This is a genomic window from Alcanivorax hongdengensis A-11-3, assembly GCF_000300995.1.
Taxonomy (GTDB): Bacteria; Pseudomonadota; Gammaproteobacteria; order Pseudomonadales; family Alcanivoracaceae; genus Alcanivorax; species Alcanivorax hongdengensis.
Genome location: NZ_AMRJ01000002.1, coordinates 155,994 through 172,403, shown reverse-complemented (window position 1 = coordinate 172,403; position 16,410 = coordinate 155,994). Strand labels below are relative to the sequence as shown.

At 61.7% G+C, this 16,410-nt stretch carries 14 protein-coding genes; 10 read left to right on the top strand and 4 right to left on the bottom strand.

Features of this window, described 5'->3' with window-relative positions:
* Window positions 1-29: 29 nt before the first annotated feature.
* From A11A3_RS02395 to sufB, 4 genes are all read right to left on the bottom strand, one after another.
* Window positions 30-1,244 carry an aminotransferase class V-fold PLP-dependent enzyme gene (locus A11A3_RS02395; protein WP_008927668.1) on the bottom strand — a complete coding sequence of 405 codons (1,215 nt, stop codon included), beginning with the start codon at window positions 1,242-1,244 and terminating at the stop codon, window positions 30-32.
* Entirely contained in the window at window positions 1,241-2,467 is a 1,227-nt protein-coding gene (gene sufD / locus A11A3_RS02390) for a Fe-S cluster assembly protein SufD (protein ID WP_008927667.1), read from the bottom strand. The genes A11A3_RS02395 and sufD overlap by 4 nt, the downstream gene beginning before the upstream one ends.
* Window positions 2,464-3,219, bottom strand: coding sequence for a Fe-S cluster assembly ATPase SufC (sufC, locus tag A11A3_RS02385; RefSeq protein WP_008927666.1), 756 nt, complete (start codon window positions 3,217-3,219; stop codon window positions 2,464-2,466). Before sufC ends, sufD begins: the two co-directional genes overlap by 4 nt.
* Before the next feature lie 144 nt (window positions 3,220-3,363).
* Window positions 3,364-4,803, bottom strand: a complete 1,440-nt coding sequence (sufB, locus tag A11A3_RS02380) for a Fe-S cluster assembly protein SufB (RefSeq protein ID WP_008927665.1) — start codon at window positions 4,801-4,803, stop codon at window positions 3,364-3,366.
* A gap of 281 nt (window positions 4,804-5,084) precedes the next feature.
* Here sufB and ndk point away from each other — a divergent pair, with 281 nt between their 5' ends.
* The 10 genes from ndk (at window position 5,085) to A11A3_RS02330 (ending at window position 16,410) form a co-directional block, all read left to right on the top strand.
* The gene (gene ndk, locus A11A3_RS02375) at window positions 5,085-5,516 is read left to right on the top strand and encodes a nucleoside-diphosphate kinase (protein ID WP_008927664.1); all 432 of its coding nucleotides are present in this window, start codon (window positions 5,085-5,087) and stop codon (window positions 5,514-5,516) included.
* Between the two features lie 61 nt (window positions 5,517-5,577).
* Window positions 5,578-6,723, top strand: coding sequence for a dual-specificity RNA methyltransferase RlmN (gene rlmN, locus A11A3_RS02370; protein ID WP_008927663.1), 1,146 nt, complete (start codon window positions 5,578-5,580; stop codon window positions 6,721-6,723).
* Window positions 6,720-7,499, top strand: a complete 780-nt coding sequence (gene pilW, locus A11A3_RS02365) for a type IV pilus biogenesis/stability protein PilW (protein ID WP_040296605.1) — start codon at window positions 6,720-6,722, stop codon at window positions 7,497-7,499. The genes rlmN and pilW overlap by 4 nt, the downstream gene beginning before the upstream one ends.
* Window positions 7,496-8,401 (top strand): helix-turn-helix domain-containing protein, encoded by a 906-nt coding sequence (locus tag A11A3_RS02360; protein WP_008927661.1) that lies wholly within the window; start codon window positions 7,496-7,498, stop codon window positions 8,399-8,401. The genes pilW and A11A3_RS02360 overlap by 4 nt, the downstream gene beginning before the upstream one ends.
* 15 nt (window positions 8,402-8,416) lie before the next feature.
* Window positions 8,417-9,535: a flavodoxin-dependent (E)-4-hydroxy-3-methylbut-2-enyl-diphosphate synthase gene (gene ispG / locus A11A3_RS02355; protein WP_008927660.1), complete on the top strand. Its 1,119-nt coding sequence runs from the start codon at window positions 8,417-8,419 to the stop codon at window positions 9,533-9,535.
* A gap of 107 nt (window positions 9,536-9,642) precedes the next feature.
* A complete protein-coding gene (gene hisS, locus A11A3_RS02350) occupies window positions 9,643-10,920 on the top strand; it encodes a histidine--tRNA ligase (RefSeq protein ID WP_008927659.1) in 1,278 nt (425 codons plus the stop codon).
* Between the two features lie 18 nt (window positions 10,921-10,938).
* On the top strand, window positions 10,939-11,586 hold the full coding sequence (locus tag A11A3_RS02345; RefSeq protein WP_008927658.1) for a YfgM family protein: 648 nt from the start codon (window positions 10,939-10,941) through the stop codon (window positions 11,584-11,586).
* A gap of 12 nt (window positions 11,587-11,598) precedes the next feature.
* Window positions 11,599-12,741: an outer membrane protein assembly factor BamB gene (gene bamB, locus A11A3_RS02340; RefSeq protein WP_008927657.1), complete on the top strand. Its 1,143-nt coding sequence runs from the start codon at window positions 11,599-11,601 to the stop codon at window positions 12,739-12,741.
* Between the two features lie 102 nt (window positions 12,742-12,843).
* Entirely contained in the window at window positions 12,844-14,244 is a 1,401-nt protein-coding gene (gene der, locus A11A3_RS02335; RefSeq protein ID WP_008927656.1) for a ribosome biogenesis GTPase Der, read from the top strand.
* Between the two features lie 117 nt (window positions 14,245-14,361).
* The gene (locus tag A11A3_RS02330) at window positions 14,362-16,410 is read left to right on the top strand and encodes a TonB-dependent receptor plug domain-containing protein (RefSeq protein ID WP_272942969.1); all 2,049 of its coding nucleotides are present in this window, start codon (window positions 14,362-14,364) and stop codon (window positions 16,408-16,410) included.

Sequence of the window (16,410 nt, the reverse complement as noted above, 5' to 3'; positions counted from 1 at the left end):
GGCAAGGTGTTGTGCCTGTTGTGCGTCGGTTAGAGAAACGTCTTCACTTTCTCCAGCGCCTGGAACAGGCGATCCACCTCATCAAGGGTATTATAAATCGAGAATGACGCGCGCACAGTGCCCGGAATGCCAAGGCTGTCCATCAATGGCATGGTGCAGTGATGGCCGGTGCGTACGGCCACGCCCTGCTTGTCCAGCAGCATGCCCACATCCGCCGGGTGGGCGCCGTCCAGTAAAAAGGACAACACACTGACTTTACTGGCGGCGGTACCGATGATTTTCAAGCCGTCGCAGGCCTCTGCGAGGGCCGTAGCCCGCTTCAGCAGGGCGTCTTCGTGGGCCAGCAGGGCACCGCGGTCTTGCCCGTTGAGCCACTGGATGGCGGCGGCCAGGCCGATGGCGCCGGCGATGTTGGGGGTGCCGGCCTCGAACTTGTAGGGCAGCTGGTTCCAGGTGCTCTTTTCGAAGCTCACTGTTTCAATCATTTCGCCGCCGGTCTGGTAGGGCGGCATGGCCTCCAGCTGTTCGCGGCGACCATAGAGCACGCCGATGCCGGTGGGGCCGAACAGCTTATGGCCTGAGAACGCGTAGAAATCCACGTCCAGAGCCTTTACGTCCACCGGGAAGTGGCCCACTGCCTGGGCGCCGTCGACCAGGGTGATGGCGCCTGCGGCTTTGGCCTTGGCGATCATGTCCTTCACCGGGTTCAGGGTGCCCAGCGCATTGCTGGCATGGCCGATGGCAAAGATCCGGGTCTTGTCGTTGAGCAGCTGCTCGAAGGCATCCTGGTCCAGGCTGCAGTCCTCGCGCAGCGGAATCACCTTGAGGCTGGCGCCGGTAGCGGCGCAGGCCTGCTGCCAGGGCACGATGTTGGCGTGATGTTCGCTGGTGGCGATCAGTACTTCATCACCGGTTTGCAGGCGCTCGCGGGCCACGCACTGGGCCACCATGTTGATGGATTCCGTGGTGCCCTTGGTCCAGAGGATTTCTTCGCGGCTGGCGTTGAGAAAGTCCGCCACGGTCTGGCGGGCGCCCTCGAACTGGCCGGTGGCCTGGTCGCTCAGGTGATGGGCGCCGCGGTGCACATTGGAATTCACGCCGCGGTAGTAGTTCTGCAGGGCATCCAGCACCGCCACCGGCTTCTGGGTGGTGGCGCCATTGTCCAGGTAGACCAGTGGCTTGCCGTTGACCTGCTGGTCCAGAATCGGGAACTGGGCGCGCAGGGCATTGATGTCCACGCTCATGCGGCGCCTTCCCCCGCCGGCCTGGCGTGGGTCAACTCGGCTTCCAGCCATGGTCGGGCCCATTCGGCCACGGTCTCGTGGGGCAGGGCCATCAGCAGTTCATTGACGAAGCCCAGGCTCAGCATGCGTTTGGCTTCGGCGGCCGGTATGCCCCGCGATTGCAGGTAAAACTGCTGGGTGGCATCCAGCTGGCCGACGGTGGTGCCGTGGGCACACTTGACGTCGTCGTTGTAGATTTCCAGTTCCGGCTTGGTGTTGATCTCGGCGCCCACGTTGAGCAGCAGGTTCTTGTTGGACAGCTCCGCATTGGTGCCCTTGGCCCCTTCATGGATGTGAATGCGTCCGTTGAACACGGCCTTGCCGTTTTCCCCGGCCAGGCCCTTGAAGTTCTGGTCGGACTGGCAGTCGGGTACCCGGTGCTCCACGCACAGCTGGTTGTCCACATGGCTTTTGTCGCGGACCACGAAGATACCTTTCATGGTCAGTTCCGCCCCGCTTTTGCCGACCAGGGCATGCACATCGTTGCGGCGCAGGCGATTGCCGGTCATTAGCTGATAGCTGTCTACCTGGCTGATGCCCTGCTGATCAATGATCAGGGTGCCGATGTGCAGGGTGCTGGCCGCTTCGCCCTGCAGACGGTAGTGGGTCAGGTGGGCGTTGTCGGCGGTGATCAGGGCGGTGACCGCGTTGGTCAGTGCCTGGCCTTCACCGTGGTAATGCTCGATGACGGTGGCCTCGGCGCCGTTGTTGAGCTTGACGATCACGCGCGGGTTGCAGTGGGCCGGTGCGTCGCTGGCGGCCTGAATCTGCACATGAATGGGCTGCTCGATGCGCGTATTGGCGGCCACTTCCAGCACCACCGCACGGGCCACGGCGCTGTTGTAGACGGCAAAGGGCGTTTCCAGGCCGGCCACGGCGGGCGCGTTGTGGTGCAGCGTGACCCCGTCGGGCAGGCTGCTGGTTACCAGCTCGCCATTATTGATGGTGACAACGGATTCACTCAGCGCCGGCAGCGGCTGGCGCAGGTCGCCGGCCGCCACGGCGTTCAGGTGACCATCGGCCAGGGCCTGTACCGAGGTGTACTTCCAGCGCTCGGTTTTGCGCTCGGGAAAGCGGGTGGCTTCCAGGGCGGCCAGGGCATCGCCTTCGCCACCAAGTCGGCGGGCGCTGGCCAGTGCCTGGGTCTTCAGCGCCAGTGCCAGATCATTGGCAGAGACAGTCATGCGGACTCCTCTTCTCCGGTGAGCCAGCCGTAGCCTTTCTGTTCCAGTTCCAGCGCCAGTTCCTTGCCGCCGGATTTGATGATCTGGCCGTTGGACAGCACGTGCACGAAGTCCGGCACGATGTAGTCGAGCAGGCGCTGGTAGTGGGTCACCAGTACGATGCCGCGCTCCGGGCTGCGCAGGGAATTGACCCCCTTGGCGACCACTTGCAGAGCGTCGATGTCGAGGCCGGAGTCGGTTTCGTCGAGCAGCGCCAGCTTCGGTTCCATCAGCAGCATCTGCATGATTTCATTGCGCTTTTTCTCGCCGCCGGAGAAGCCTTCGTTGACACCGCGCTTGAGGAAGCTGGCATCCAGGTTGACCTGTTTGCAGGCGGCACGGGCCTGGCGCAGCAGCGTGACCGAATCCCACTCTTCCTTGCCCTGGGCGCCGCGCACGGATTCCAGGGCCGCCTTGAGAAATTCCATGTTGGACACACCGGGGATTTCCACCGGGTACTGGAAGGCCAGGAACAGGCCTGCCTGGGCGCGCTCTTCCGGTTCCATGTCGGCCAGGCTCTTGCCTTCGAACAGGGCTTCGCCGCCGGTGATTTCGTAGTTGTCACGGCCGGCCAGCACATTGGCCAGGGTGGATTTGCCGGAGCCGTTGGGGCCCATGATGGCGTGCACCTCACCCGGGTTCACGGTCAGGTTCAGGCCCTTGAGAATCGGCTTGTCCGCCACGGTGGCGTGCAGATCACGAATTTCCAGCATGTTTCGATGCGCCTTTCGGTTGGGCCGGGATTCCGGCACCGGGTTAATTCAGGGTTCTGTAGGAGCTTGCCTGCAAGCGAATTGAGCTTGCTCTGTGCGATATCGCCTGCAGGCAAGCTCCTACGGCGTCATTTGTCCTGGGGCTCAGCCCACTGCGCCTTCCAGGCTCACTTCCAGGAGTTTGCCGGCTTCCACGGCAAACTCCATGGGCAGCTCCTTGAACACTTCCTTGCAGAAGCCGTTGACGATCATGGAGACCGCCTTTTCCGGGTCAATACCGCGCTGGCGGCACAGGAACATCTGGTCATCACTCACCTTGGAGGTGGTGGCCTCGTGTTCGATGGTGGCCGTGGGGTTTTTTGACTCGATGTACGGGAACGTGTGTGCACCGCACTGATCGCCCAGCAGCAGGGAATCGCACTGGGTGAAGTTGCGGGCGTTTTCCGCGCGGGGGCTGATGCGCACCAGGCCACGGTAGCTGTTCTGGCTGCGGGCGGCGGAGATGCCCTTGGATATAATGGTGCTCTTGGTGTTCTTGCCCAGGTGGATCATCTTGGTGCCGGTGTCCGCCTGTTGCATGTGACGGGTCAGGGCCACGGAATAGAACTCGCCGATGCTGTTGTCGCCGCGCAGAATCACGGACGGGTATTTCCAGGTGATGGCCGAGCCGGTTTCTACCTGGGTCCAGCTGATCTTGCTGTTGTCGTGGGCGACGCCGCGTTTGGTGACGAAATTGTAGATGCCACCTTTGCCTTCCTCGTCACCGGGGTACCAGTTCTGCACGGTGGAGTACTTGATCTCGGCGCCGGGCAGGGCGACCAGCTCGACCACTGCGGCGTGCAACTGGTTCTCGTCACGCTGAGGGGCGGTGCAGCCTTCCAGGTAGCTCACGTAGCTGCCTTCATCGGCGATGATCAGGGTCCGCTCGAACTGGCCGGTGTTGGCCTCGTTGATGCGGAAATAGGTGGACAGCTCCATGGGGCAGCGCACGCCCTTGGGGATATAGACGAAGGAGCCGTCGGAGAACACCGCGCTGTTGAGTGCCGCGTAGAAGTTGTCGCCCTGGGGCACCACGGAGCCCAGGTATTTCTTCACCAGTTCCGGATGGTTCTTGATGGCCTCGGAGATGGAGCAGAAGATCACCCCGGCTTCGGCCAGCTTTTCCTTGAAGGTGGTAAACACCGAGGAGGAATCGAACACCACGTCCACGGCGACGCCGGCCAGCATTTCCTGCTCGTGCAGGGGGATGCCCAGTTTTTCATAGGTGGCCAGCAGCTCCGGGTCCACCTCGTCCAGGCTTTTCGGGGCGTCATCCAGGCTCTTGGGCTTGGAGTAGTAGGACACCTCGTTGAAGTCGATGGGCGGATGGTGCAGGTGGGCCCAGGTCGGGGAGGGCATTTCCTGCCATTTGCGGTAGCTGTCCAGGCGCCACTGGAGCATCCAATCCGGTTCGCCCTTTTTGTCGGACAAAAAGCGGATAACGTCCTCGCTCAGACCGGGAGGCAGGGTTTCCGTGTCCACGGTGGTGGTGAAACCGGCCTCGTAATTGGAGCGGATCAGCTTGTCCAGTTCGGCTTGGCTCATAGGTCAGGGCCTGTCGGTGGTTGAATCCGTAATACCAGAGTAATTTAGTCAGGTATTATACGCCAAAAGCCGGCGCTGTCGAATGACCCCGTGGGACCGGTGGGCCAGTGTGGCGGGGCCGCGCCGACGGGGGCGCAACGGTATCATAATTCACCCCGCTTGCGTATAATCCGCCGGTTCCAAGGGGTCAGAGACGGCCGCCCGTCCGTGGCCGGCCCTCGGGCCTCTCTACTGAACCCTTAGCGGGGACCATTTACGATCAATCTGGAGTGAACTGACTGATGGCTGTTGAGCGCACCCTTTCCATCATCAAGCCTGATGCCGTGGCCAAAAACGTTATCGGTGAAATTGTTTCCCGTTTCGAGAAGGCTGACCTGAAAGTGGTTGCCATGAAAATGGTACACCTAAGCGACGAGCAGGCCGGCGGTTTCTACGCCGAGCACAAAGAGCGTCCCTTCTTCAAGGACCTGGTGTCCTTCATGACCAGCGGTCCGGTGATCGTTCAGGTTCTGGAAGGCGAAGACGCTGTGGCCAAGAACCGTGATCTGATGGGCGCTACCAACCCGAAAGATGCGGCCGCTGGCACCATCCGCGCAGATTTTGCGGAAACTATCGACGAAAATGCGGTCCATGGTTCTGACTCCACCGAGTCTGCAGCCCGCGAAGTGGCCTATTTCTTCGCCGACGACGAGCTCTGCCCGCGCACCCGCTAAGGCCCGAGCCATATACCCGACGGCCGCCCCCGGGCGGCCGCGGGCATATCTGGAGAATGCTATGACTGCCCAACAAAAGGTAAACCTGCTCGGAATGTCGCGCCCCCAGATGGAAGCGTTCTTCCTGGAAATGGGCGAGAAGAAGTTCCGTGCCCAGCAGGTGCTCAAATGGATTCACCACCACCAGGCGGATTCCTTCGAGCAGATGACCGATGTGGGCAAGGCGTTGCGCCAGAAACTGTCCGAGGTGGCGGAAATCCGTGGCCCGGACGTGGAACACGAAAGCATCAGCCGTGATGGCACCCGCAAGTGGGTGTTCCGCCTGGATACCGGCGGCGCGGTGGAAACCGTATTTATTCCCGATGGTCGCCGCGGCACCCTGTGCGTGTCGTCCCAGGTGGGCTGTGCGGTGGACTGCAGCTTCTGCTCCACCGGCAAGCAGGGCTTTCAGCGTGACATGACCAGTGCCGAGATCATCGGCCAGGTCTGGCAGGCCAGCCGTGCCTTTGGCCCGCGTCGCAACCTGGGCGAGCATCCGATCACCAATGTGGTGATGATGGGCATGGGCGAGCCCCTGCTCAACTATGACAATGTGCTGACCGCCATGCGGATCATGAAGGATGATCTCGGTTACGGCATCGGCAAGAAGCGCATCACCCTGTCCACCTCCGGGGTGATCCCCAAGATGGACCAGCTCAGTGATGATCTGGATGTGGCGCTGGCGGTAAGCCTGCACGCCCCCAATGATGAACTGCGTAACGAGCTGGTGCCGCTGAATCGCAAATATCCGCTCAAGGAGCTGATGGCGGCCTGTCGTCGCTACAGCAAGAACATCACCCATCGCCACAACACCATTACCATGGAATATGTGATGCTGCGTGATGTGAATGACAAACCCGAGCATGCTCGCCAGCTGGTGAAGCTGCTCAACGGAATTCCGGTAAAGATCAACCTGATTCCCTTTAATCCTTTTCCTCATGCGGGCTATGAGCGGTCCCGCAAGAGCGACATTCTGGAATTCCACAAATACCTGAATGACAATGGATTGTTAACGACGGTGCGTACCACGCGGGGTGACGATATCGACGCGGCCTGTGGTCAGCTAGTTGGCCAGGTTCAGGACCGTACCCGGCGCAGTGAGCGCTGGAAAGAATCGATATTTCACCGGTCTGAGCAAACGGATAACAAAACAGCGCCAGCACAATGAGACAATCTGTCAGAGTGATTTTCTGCCTGCTTTTTGCAGGTCTTTTAGCCGCCGGCTGTGTGACGGTGGACGACAAGCCCAAGGTCAAGGTTCAGGAAGCTGTCACCAGCCGTGTGGCGGCCGGGTTGGAATACCTGCAGCAGGGCAATCCGGCTGAAGCGCGCCGTCACTTTTCCCGCGCGCTGGAGCTGGACGACGACAGCCCGGTGGCCCATAACGCCATGGCCCTGCTTTACAAATACGAGATGGACCCGGACCGCGAAGAATACCACTACAAGAAGGCACTGGATGCCGATAGTCATTTCGCCCCGGCGTTGAATAATTATGGCACGCTGCTGTATTCCCGCGGTGATTACCAGAAGGCGCTGGAATTGTTCGAGCGGGCTGCCAATGATCCCAACTACGAAGGGCGAGGCAGTGCCTGGGGCAACATGGGGCGCTGCTATCTGAAACTGGGCGAGTCGGACCGGGCCCGCAACGCCTTCATTAAGGAGTTGCGCCTCAATCCCCGTGCGGTGGAGCCGAACCTGGACCTGGCCGAGCTGTATTACCAGGACAAGCGCACCAAGCTGGCGTGGGACTATTATCAGCAGTACTTGCAGCGCAGTGGCCGACAGAGCGCCGAAGCGCTGTGGTTGGGCATTCGCCTTGCCAGTGAACTGCATTATGCAGACCAGCAATCCAGCTACGAGCTGGCGCTGGAAAACCTCTACCGCAATTCCGAGGAATATCGGAAGTGGCAGGAATGGAAGGCAGCGAAGGAGAGTCGTTCATGACCGAGAACAGGTTGGTATTGCCGGGCGAGCGTTGTCGCCAGGCCCGCGAAGAGCAGGGCATGAGCACGGCGCAGGCTGCAGAGCGGCTGCACCTGTCACACACCTACCTGCTGGCGCTGGAGGCGGACGATTACGAACGTCTGCCGGAAGCCACCTTTGTTAAGGGCTATCTGCGCAATTATGCCCGGGTGCTGGGGCTGCCGGCGGATGAAATCGCCAACACCTTCCAGCAGATGGTCAACGAGGATGCCTTCGACAAGCCGCTGAACCTGCCTGAGCTTGCTCCGCCGGCACCGGCCTGGCGCCGGCCGGCCATCATCGTGGCCATCCTGATCATTATTGCGTTGCTGGTTTGGGCCCTGTGGCCGACCAGCGAGACGCTGCCGCCGCTGGCGCCATCTGCGGATACGGCGCCGGCGCAAACCCAAGCCCCGGCGGATGCAGCACAGCCCGGCGATGATGCCCAGGCGGATGCCATGTCCATGGATGACAGTGCGCCGACCGGCGAGGACAATGGCGATATGGGCATCGGCGATACCGCTGATACCGGCATCGCCGATGCCCCGACAGCGATGGACGACAGCGCCAGCACTGACGAGCCGGTGGCCGATGACAGCAATGCCGTGGCCGAGGCCGAGCCGGTGACGGCGCCGGCACCGGGTATGGACCGCCTGAGTCTGCATTTTTCCGGTGATTGCTGGGTCAGTGTCATCGATGCTCGCGGGCGCACTCTGCACCAGGGCAAGCAGACCGACGGCAGTCATCTGGATCTGGATGGCAAACCGCCGTTCAAGCTCACCCTCGGGGATGCCGGCGCGGTGTCCGCCATTACCCTCAACGGCGAGGCTGTCACCTTGCCGACCAATGCGCCCGGTAGTGTTGTGCGAATCTCTCTTCCCTGATTCGCGGGAGTAATCATGGAACCGGAAGTCAAAATCCAGCGCCGCAAGACCCGTCAGATTTTTGTTGGCAACGTGCCGGTGGGCGGCGATGCGCCGATCTCGGTGCAGAGCATGACCAACACGGAAACCTGTGACGTGGACGCCACCGTTGGCCAGATTCGGCGTCTGCAGGATGCCGGTGTGGACATCGTGCGTGTCTCGGTGCCGACCATGGATGCGGCGGAAGCCTTTGGTCATATCCGCAAGCAGGTGGATGTGCCGCTGGTGGCCGATATCCACTACGACTACAAGATCGCCCTGGCCGTGGCCGAAAAGGGCGTGGACTGCCTGCGCATCAACCCGGGCAACATCGGCCGCGAAGACCGTATCAAGGCGGTCATCCAGTGCGCCAAGGACAAGGGTCTGCCGATTCGCATCGGCGTCAACGCCGGCTCCCTGGAAAAGGAGCTGCAGCGCAAGTATGGCGAACCCACCTCCGATGCACTGGTGGAATCCGCCCTGCGTCATGTGGATATTCTGGATCGTCATGACTTCCAGGACTTCAAGGTCAGCGTCAAGGCCTCTAACGTGTTCATGACCCTGCAGGCCTACCGCAAGCTGTCTGCACAGATCGAGCAGCCGCTGCACCTGGGCGTCACCGAGGCGGGCACGTTCCGCTCCGGTACGGTCAAGTCTGCCGTGGCACTGGGATCGCTGCTGATGGAAGGTATCGGTGACACCATTCGCATCTCCCTGGCCGCTGACCCGGTGGAGGAAGTGCGCGTGGGCTTTGATATCCTCAAGAGCCTGAACCTGCGCAAGAAAGGCGTGAACATCATCGCCTGCCCGAGTTGTTCACGGCAGAACTTTGACGTCATCAAGACCGTCAACGAGCTGGAAGCCCGTCTGGAAGACATTAACGAATCCGTGGATCTGGCGGTGATCGGCTGTCTGGTCAACGGCCCCGGCGAAGCCCGGGAGGCGGATGTGGGCCTGACCGGCGGTACCCCCAACAACCTGTCCTACCTGGATGGCGAAAAAAGCCACCACGTCACCGCCGACAATCTGGTGGATGAACTGGAGCGTATGGTACGGGCCAAGGTCAAAAAACAGCGCGAAGACGAAGCCAAGGGCATCATTGCAAGAAGTGAATAACACAGGTCGGACGTCGGAGGTCTGACGTCAGACGCACAAGCCCCCTGTCGGGAGAGTGCGTCAGACGTTCGGCATCAGACGTCCGACTTTTTTACCAAGGAAATGTCGTGAGCAAGAAAATCACCTCCATCCGGGGGATGAACGATATCCTGCCGGAGCAGACCGGCCTCTGGCTGTGGCTGGAAGAACGGGTGCGTGGCGTGCTGGCCGGTTACGGCTACCGGGAAATCCGCATGCCCATCGTGGAACAGACGGACCTGTTCAAGCGCAGTATCGGCGAGGTGACCGATATTGTGGAAAAGGAAATGTACACCTTCGATGACCGCAACGGTGACAGCCTCACCCTGCGTCCGGAAGGTACCGCCAGCTGCGTGCGCGCCTGTGAGCAACATGGCCTGCTCTATAACCAGGTGCAGCGTCTCTGGTATGCCGGACCCATGTTCCGCCACGAGCGTCCCCAGGCGGGCCGTTACCGCCAGTTTCACCAGATTGGCGTGGAAACCTTCGGCATGGACGGGCCGGACATCGATGCGGAAGTGATTCTGCTTACCGCCCGGCTCTGGAAGGCCCTGGGCCTGGCTGACAAGGTTACCCTGGAGCTCAATTCCCTGGGCGACAGTGATGATCGGGCCCGTTATCGACAGGCCCTGGTGAGCTACCTCAAGGGCCACATCGATCAGCTGGACGAAGACTCGCAAAAGCGCCTGGAGCGCAGCCCCTTGCGGGTACTGGACAGCAAGGATGCCGGCACTCGCCAGGTGCTGGAGGGCGCCCCGCAGCTGGCCGATTACCTCAATGACGATGCCCGCGCCCACTTTGACGGGCTGAAAGCGCTGCTGGATGCCAACGGCGTGCGCTATCGCATCAACCCCTACTTGGTGCGCGGGCTGGACTATTACGGTAAAACCGTGTTCGAGTGGACCACCGAGGCGCTGGGCGCCCAGGGCACGGTCTGTGCCGGTGGCCGTTACGATGGCCTGGTGGAGCAGCTGGGTGGCAAGCCGACCCCGGCGGTGGGCTTCGCCATGGGCGTGGAACGACTGATTTTGCTGCTTGAGCAGCAAATGCCGGAACTGTCGCCGGCTGTGGACGTCTATGTGATGGCCATGGGCGATGTGCTGGCACCGACCATGGCCCTGGCCGAGCAACTGCGCGACGGTCTGCCGGGCAAGGCGGTACAGCTCCATTGCGGCGGTGGCAGCTTCAAGAGTCAGATGAAAAAGGCGGACCGCAGCGGCGCGTCACTGGCACTGATTGTCGGTGAGGACGAGCTGGCCAACGGTACCGTTACGGTGAAGCCCCTGCGTGGTCAGGCGGAACAACAACAAGTGGCCCGGGATCAGCTTGCCGCAGTGGTGACTGATCTGTTGGCGATTAACCAGTAAGGGAACAAGGAGAGCAGGGTGGTTGACTACATCCGTGACGAAGAAGAGCAGGTTGAGCTGATCAAGGAGTGGTGGCAGAAGAACGGCACCGCCACCATCATCACCGTGGTGCTGGCCGTGGCCGCCCTGATCGGCTGGCGCCAGTGGCAGCAGCATGACGCGGGCCAGTCCGCGGCGGCCTCGGCGGAATATCAGCAAATGGTAGAAAGCCTGCAGGCCCTGTCGCCGGGCCAGGATGCCGGCCCGGTTGCTGACCGGGCGGCCACCCTGATCGAGGACTACCCCTCCAGCAGCTATGCTGACTATGCCCGTCTGGTACAGGCCCGACTGGCGGTGGACAAGGGTGACTTCAAGGCGGCGGTGGAACCGCTGACCCGGGTGGCTGACAAGGGCGCCACCGATGCCCTTCAGTACACCGCCCAACTGCGTCTGGTGCGGGTACTGCTGCAACAGCAGGCCTACGACGAGGCGGAAAAACGCCTGCAGGGCTCGTTCCCGTCAGCGTTCAACGGCATGGCGCTGGAACTCAAGGGTGACCTTGCCAAGGCCCGTGACAATGCCCAGGGTGCCCGCGACGCCTATGCCGAGGCGCTGGATGCCCTGCAGGACGGTGCCGAGAAAGACCGGGTCCAGATGAAACTGGACGATCTCAAAAGCGCTTCTTAAGGCCAGTCATTAATGAAATATATCCTCCTGCCCCTGATGCTGGCCGGCCTGATGCTGGCCGGCTGCAGTTCCAACCCGAACGCGATCGAACCCAATGATCTGCCGGATATTCACGCCACCTACAAGGCCAAGCGCCTGTGGAGTGAAGGGGTTGGTGATGGCGTGGAGGACAGCCAGCTGCAATTGCGCCCGGCGGTCACCGAACAGCGTATCTTCGCCGCAGATGCGCAAGGCCGTGTCTACGCCCTGAGCCGCAGCAAGGGCAAGCGCCAGTGGAAAGTGAAAACCGGTGATCGTATCGGTGGTGGCGTCTATGCCGGCTATGGGCAGGTGCTTTACGGCACCCGCGAAGGCGTGGCCGTGGCGCTGTCCATGGAGACCGGTGAGACCCTGTGGCGTACCCAGCTTTCCGGTGAGGCGCTGGCCATTCCGGTCAGCAATGGCGTGCTGGATATCTTCCAGACCGAAGATGGTCACGTTACCGCGCTGGACGCCGAGACCGGCGAAAAACGCTGGGATTACGAAACACCGGTGCCAACGCTGACCCTGCGCGGGCTGGCGCAGCCGACCATTGCCAATGACCGGGTTTATGCCGGTTTCTCCAATGCCAAACTGGCCGCGCTGGACGTGCAAACCGGGGTGCCGGTATGGGAGCAACGTATCGCCGAGCCGAAGGGCCGCTCCGAGCTGGACCGTCTGGTGGATGTGGACGGTAACCTGATCGTTGACGGCGGGGGGGTCTTCGCGGTGACCTTCCAGGGTTCCGTGGGCGTGGTGGACCAGGACAACGGTCGCCCCTACTGGAACAAGGACATGTCCAGCGCCCAGATCATCAGCGCCAACGATGGCCGTTTGTTCGTGGCCGACGAGAAAGGCGTGGTGCGCGCCCTGGATCAGCGCACCGGCAGCATTCTCTGGGAGCAGGACAAGCTCTATGGTCGTCGTCTGACCGGCACCGCAGTACAGGGCAACCTGGTGGCCGTGGGCGATTACGAGGGCTACCTGCACTGGATGGATACCGCCGACGGCACCCTGGTGGCCCGCAAGCGCCATGACCATGATGGCTTTGCCGGGACTCCGGTGGTGTATCAGGGGGTGTTGTATGCCCTGAGCGCCGACGGCAAATTGTCCGCCTACAGCATGAAGCCGCGCTGACCGGACACTTCACTTCTGTATTTCCGGAAAGATCTGCGCGCCGCGCAGATTTTTTCGTTTGGCGTTACCATAGCGCCCACCTGATACCATACTGAGATGACTATGAAACCGGTGATCGCCCTGGTGGGGCGGCCCAATGTGGGCAAATCCACTCTCTTCAATCGCCTGACCCGAACCCGGGATGCCCTGGTGGCAGACTTCCCGGGCCTCACCCGTGACCGCAAATACGGGGATGGCCGGCTGGGTGACTACCCCTACACGGTGGTGGATACCGGTGGTATTGGTGAAAGCGAAGATGGCATTGATGCGCCGATGACCAGCCAGTCTCTGCTGGCCGCCGGTGAGGCGGATGTCATTCTCTTCATGGTCGATGGCCGTGCCGGCCTGACCGCGGCGGACGAGCAGATCGCCAGTGAGCTGCGCAAGCTGCCCAAGCCCACCTACCTGGTGGTCAACAAGACCGATGGCGTGGACGCGGATGCGGCCATGGCCGAGTTTTATGCCCTGGGTCTCACCGATGTGATGCCGATTGCCGCCGCCCATGGCCGCGGCGTGCGCTCCATGATCGAAACCGTGATGGAAGGCTTTCCCGACCTGCAGCCGCTGGACGATGACCAGCCGCAGGAGGACGACGAAGGGCGCATACGTATTGCCGTGCTGGGTCGCCCCAATGTGGGCAAGTCCACCCTGGTCAACCGCATGCTGGGTGAAGATCGGGTGGTGGTCTTCGACCATGCCGGCACCACCCGCGATGCCATCGAGGTGCCCTTCGAGCGGGACGGCAAGCCCTACACCCTGATTGATACCGCCGGGGTGCGTCGTCGCGGCAAGGTCTTCGAGATGGTCGAGAAGTTCTCGGTGATCAAGGCCCTGCAAGCCATGGAGGCCGCCCAGGTGGTGGTGCTGGTGATCGATGCCCGGGAAGGGATCACCGATCAGGACCTGCACCTGCTGGGCTATATTCTCGACAGTGGCCGGGCCCTGATGATTGCGGTCAATAAATGGGATGGCCTGGAGGCCGACCACAAGGAGAGGGTGCGTGCGGAAATGGGGCGGCGCCTGGAGTTTGCTCCCTGGGTGAAGATCAAGTTCATCTCCGCCCTGCACGGCACCGGAGTGGGCGACCTGTGGGCCATGGTGGAAAAGGCCTGGGACAGTGCCTTTATCCGGGTCAGCAGCAACGAAATGACGCGTATCATGGAAGCCATCTGTGCCGGCCATCCGCCGCCGCGCAATGGCCGCTTCCGGGCCAAACTGCGCTATGCTCACCTGGGCGGCAACAACCCGCCCACCATCGTTTTGCACGGCAACCGGACCGATTCCTTGCCGGCCAGTTACAAGCGCTACCTGGAGAACCGCTTCCGGGAGATGCTGAAACTGGAGGGCACGCCGATCCGGCTGGAATTCAAGTCCGGTGACAATCCGTACGAAGGGCGCAAAAATGTGCTTACCGAGCGTCAGGTACAGCGCCGCAAGCGCATGATCAAGCGCATGAAAAAATAAAGCCGGTGGCAAGCCGGCACGCACACACCTCAGGGGGAGAGGCGTCACGTGTTGAGGGCAACAGGCATAATCGGACTGAGTGTGTTCAGTGTTGCGGCGGTGGCGTCGGACATGGACATGATGACAGCCCCCAGTGATATTCCCCAGGTGGTGCTGACGCCGGCCCGGGTCAGTGAGCCGCAGTCAGAAGTGCCGGCCAGCGTCACGGTGATTGACCGGCAACTGATCAACGCCAGCGGTGCCCGCGAGCTTTACCAGGTGTTACGCCTGGTGCCGGGCATGACTGCCGTGAAGGTGGATGGCAATGTGCCCACTGTCAGCTACCACGCCACCAAGTCCACCGATATCCGTCGCATGCTGGTGCTGATCGATGGGCGCAGTGTCTACCAGCCCGGCCTGGCCCGGGTGAGCTGGAATGACCTGCCCGTGGATCTCAACGATGTGGAGCGCATCGAGGTCACTCGCGGCCCCGCCGCCGCCGCCTATGGTGCCAACGCCTATACCGGCGTGATCAACATCATTACCCGCGACCCCCGCGATGTGGATGGCCAGCAGGTGACCCTGCGTGGCGGCAACAATGGTGTGGCTGACGGGCGCGTTTCCGCCGGCCAGCATTTTTCCGGCGGAGCCTGGCGAGTGAACCTGGCACAGCGCGCCGATGACGGCTACGACGAGCCATTCGAGGGCCGCGAGGCCCGGGATGCCAAGCACATCACCACCCTCAATGCCGAATGGGTACGCGAACTGGATGAGCGCAATACCCTCACCCTGCAGGCCGGCGGCACCAAAAGCCGCCTGCAGCGCCCCGGGGCCCTGGAGGATGCCGGCGTTTACAGCCAGCTACCGGTTCAGCATACCCAGCGGGCCTTCGGTGCCATCCAGTGGCAGCATGCTTTCAGTGACGATCACCAGTTGCAGGTCAACAGCTACGGGCAGTACAACAACGAACAGACTCCCTATTCGGTCTGTTACCGGGACCCGTTTGATCCCAATCAGGCCGTGGGCCCGGGCGGCGCGTTGCTGTTCAGCAAGGAACTGCGTGACTTGTTTGTCGCCAGTGGTAATGATCTGGATACCACCCTGGCCAATGCCGCCTCCGACCCGGCCCTGTTGCAGCGCTACATGACCGTGCAGGGGGCCGGCGCGCCTTTCTGCGCGGACAGTCGCATGGATATCGAGGAGATTCGTTATGACCTGGAAGTGCAGGATACCTTGCAGATCAACGACAGGTTGAGGCTGGTGAGTGGCGTGGATGTACGCAGCGACCGGACCCAGTCCCAGTACTACCTCAGCGGCAATGCCGAGAACAGCAGCTATCGGGCGTTCGGTAACCTGGCTGTGACGGTGATTGACCCGGTGATCGTCAACCTGGGCGGTTACTGGGAGCATGACACCATCAGCGGCGAGAATTTCAGCCCAAGGGTGGGCGTCAACTGGGCGGTCGTGCCGGGACATCACCTGCGCTACGTGTTCTCCAAGGCGGTGCGCACACCGGATATCTACGAAGACCAGGCCGACATCAATATTCTTGCCGATAACCTGTCCGAGCCCTTCGCCAGCCAGACCCAGAGCCTGCTGGGCTGGTCCCGGCCGGCCTTCTTTGTCACCCAGCAAAGTCCGGGCACCATGAAGCCGGAGGAAATCCGCTCCTGGGAGCTGGGCTATTATGGTCGCTTTGCCGGGCTGGAAATGGATGTACGCTATTTTCATGAATCCCTGACCAACCTGCTCAGTGATCCGCTCACCCCGTTCGAGTTCGACGTCAACAACGAGGGCCGCGTGGACCACCGTGGCACCGAAGGGCAGGTCACCTGGCGGCCGATCAGTAGCCAGATGCTGCGTCTTACCGCAGCCCATCTGCACAGCCGCAGTAATGACAATACCGAGCGCCGCATGATGACGCGGGATTCCGGCAGCGCCCTGTGGGCCTGGCAGATGACCTCCCAATGGGGGTTCTCCACCACCTACTATCTGGCGCGCTCCTACAATGACCACCCCTTTGAACAGCTCAATCTGCAGCTGTTGTTCCGCCAGCCCATCGGTAACGCGCAGCTTCAATGGCGAGCCACCCTGGAGCATCCGCTCAACAGTGAGCCGGTGGTGTTCCCGGAAAACCGTTACCAGGACGACAACCGCTACTGGCTGTCGGCCACGGTGAGTTTCTGA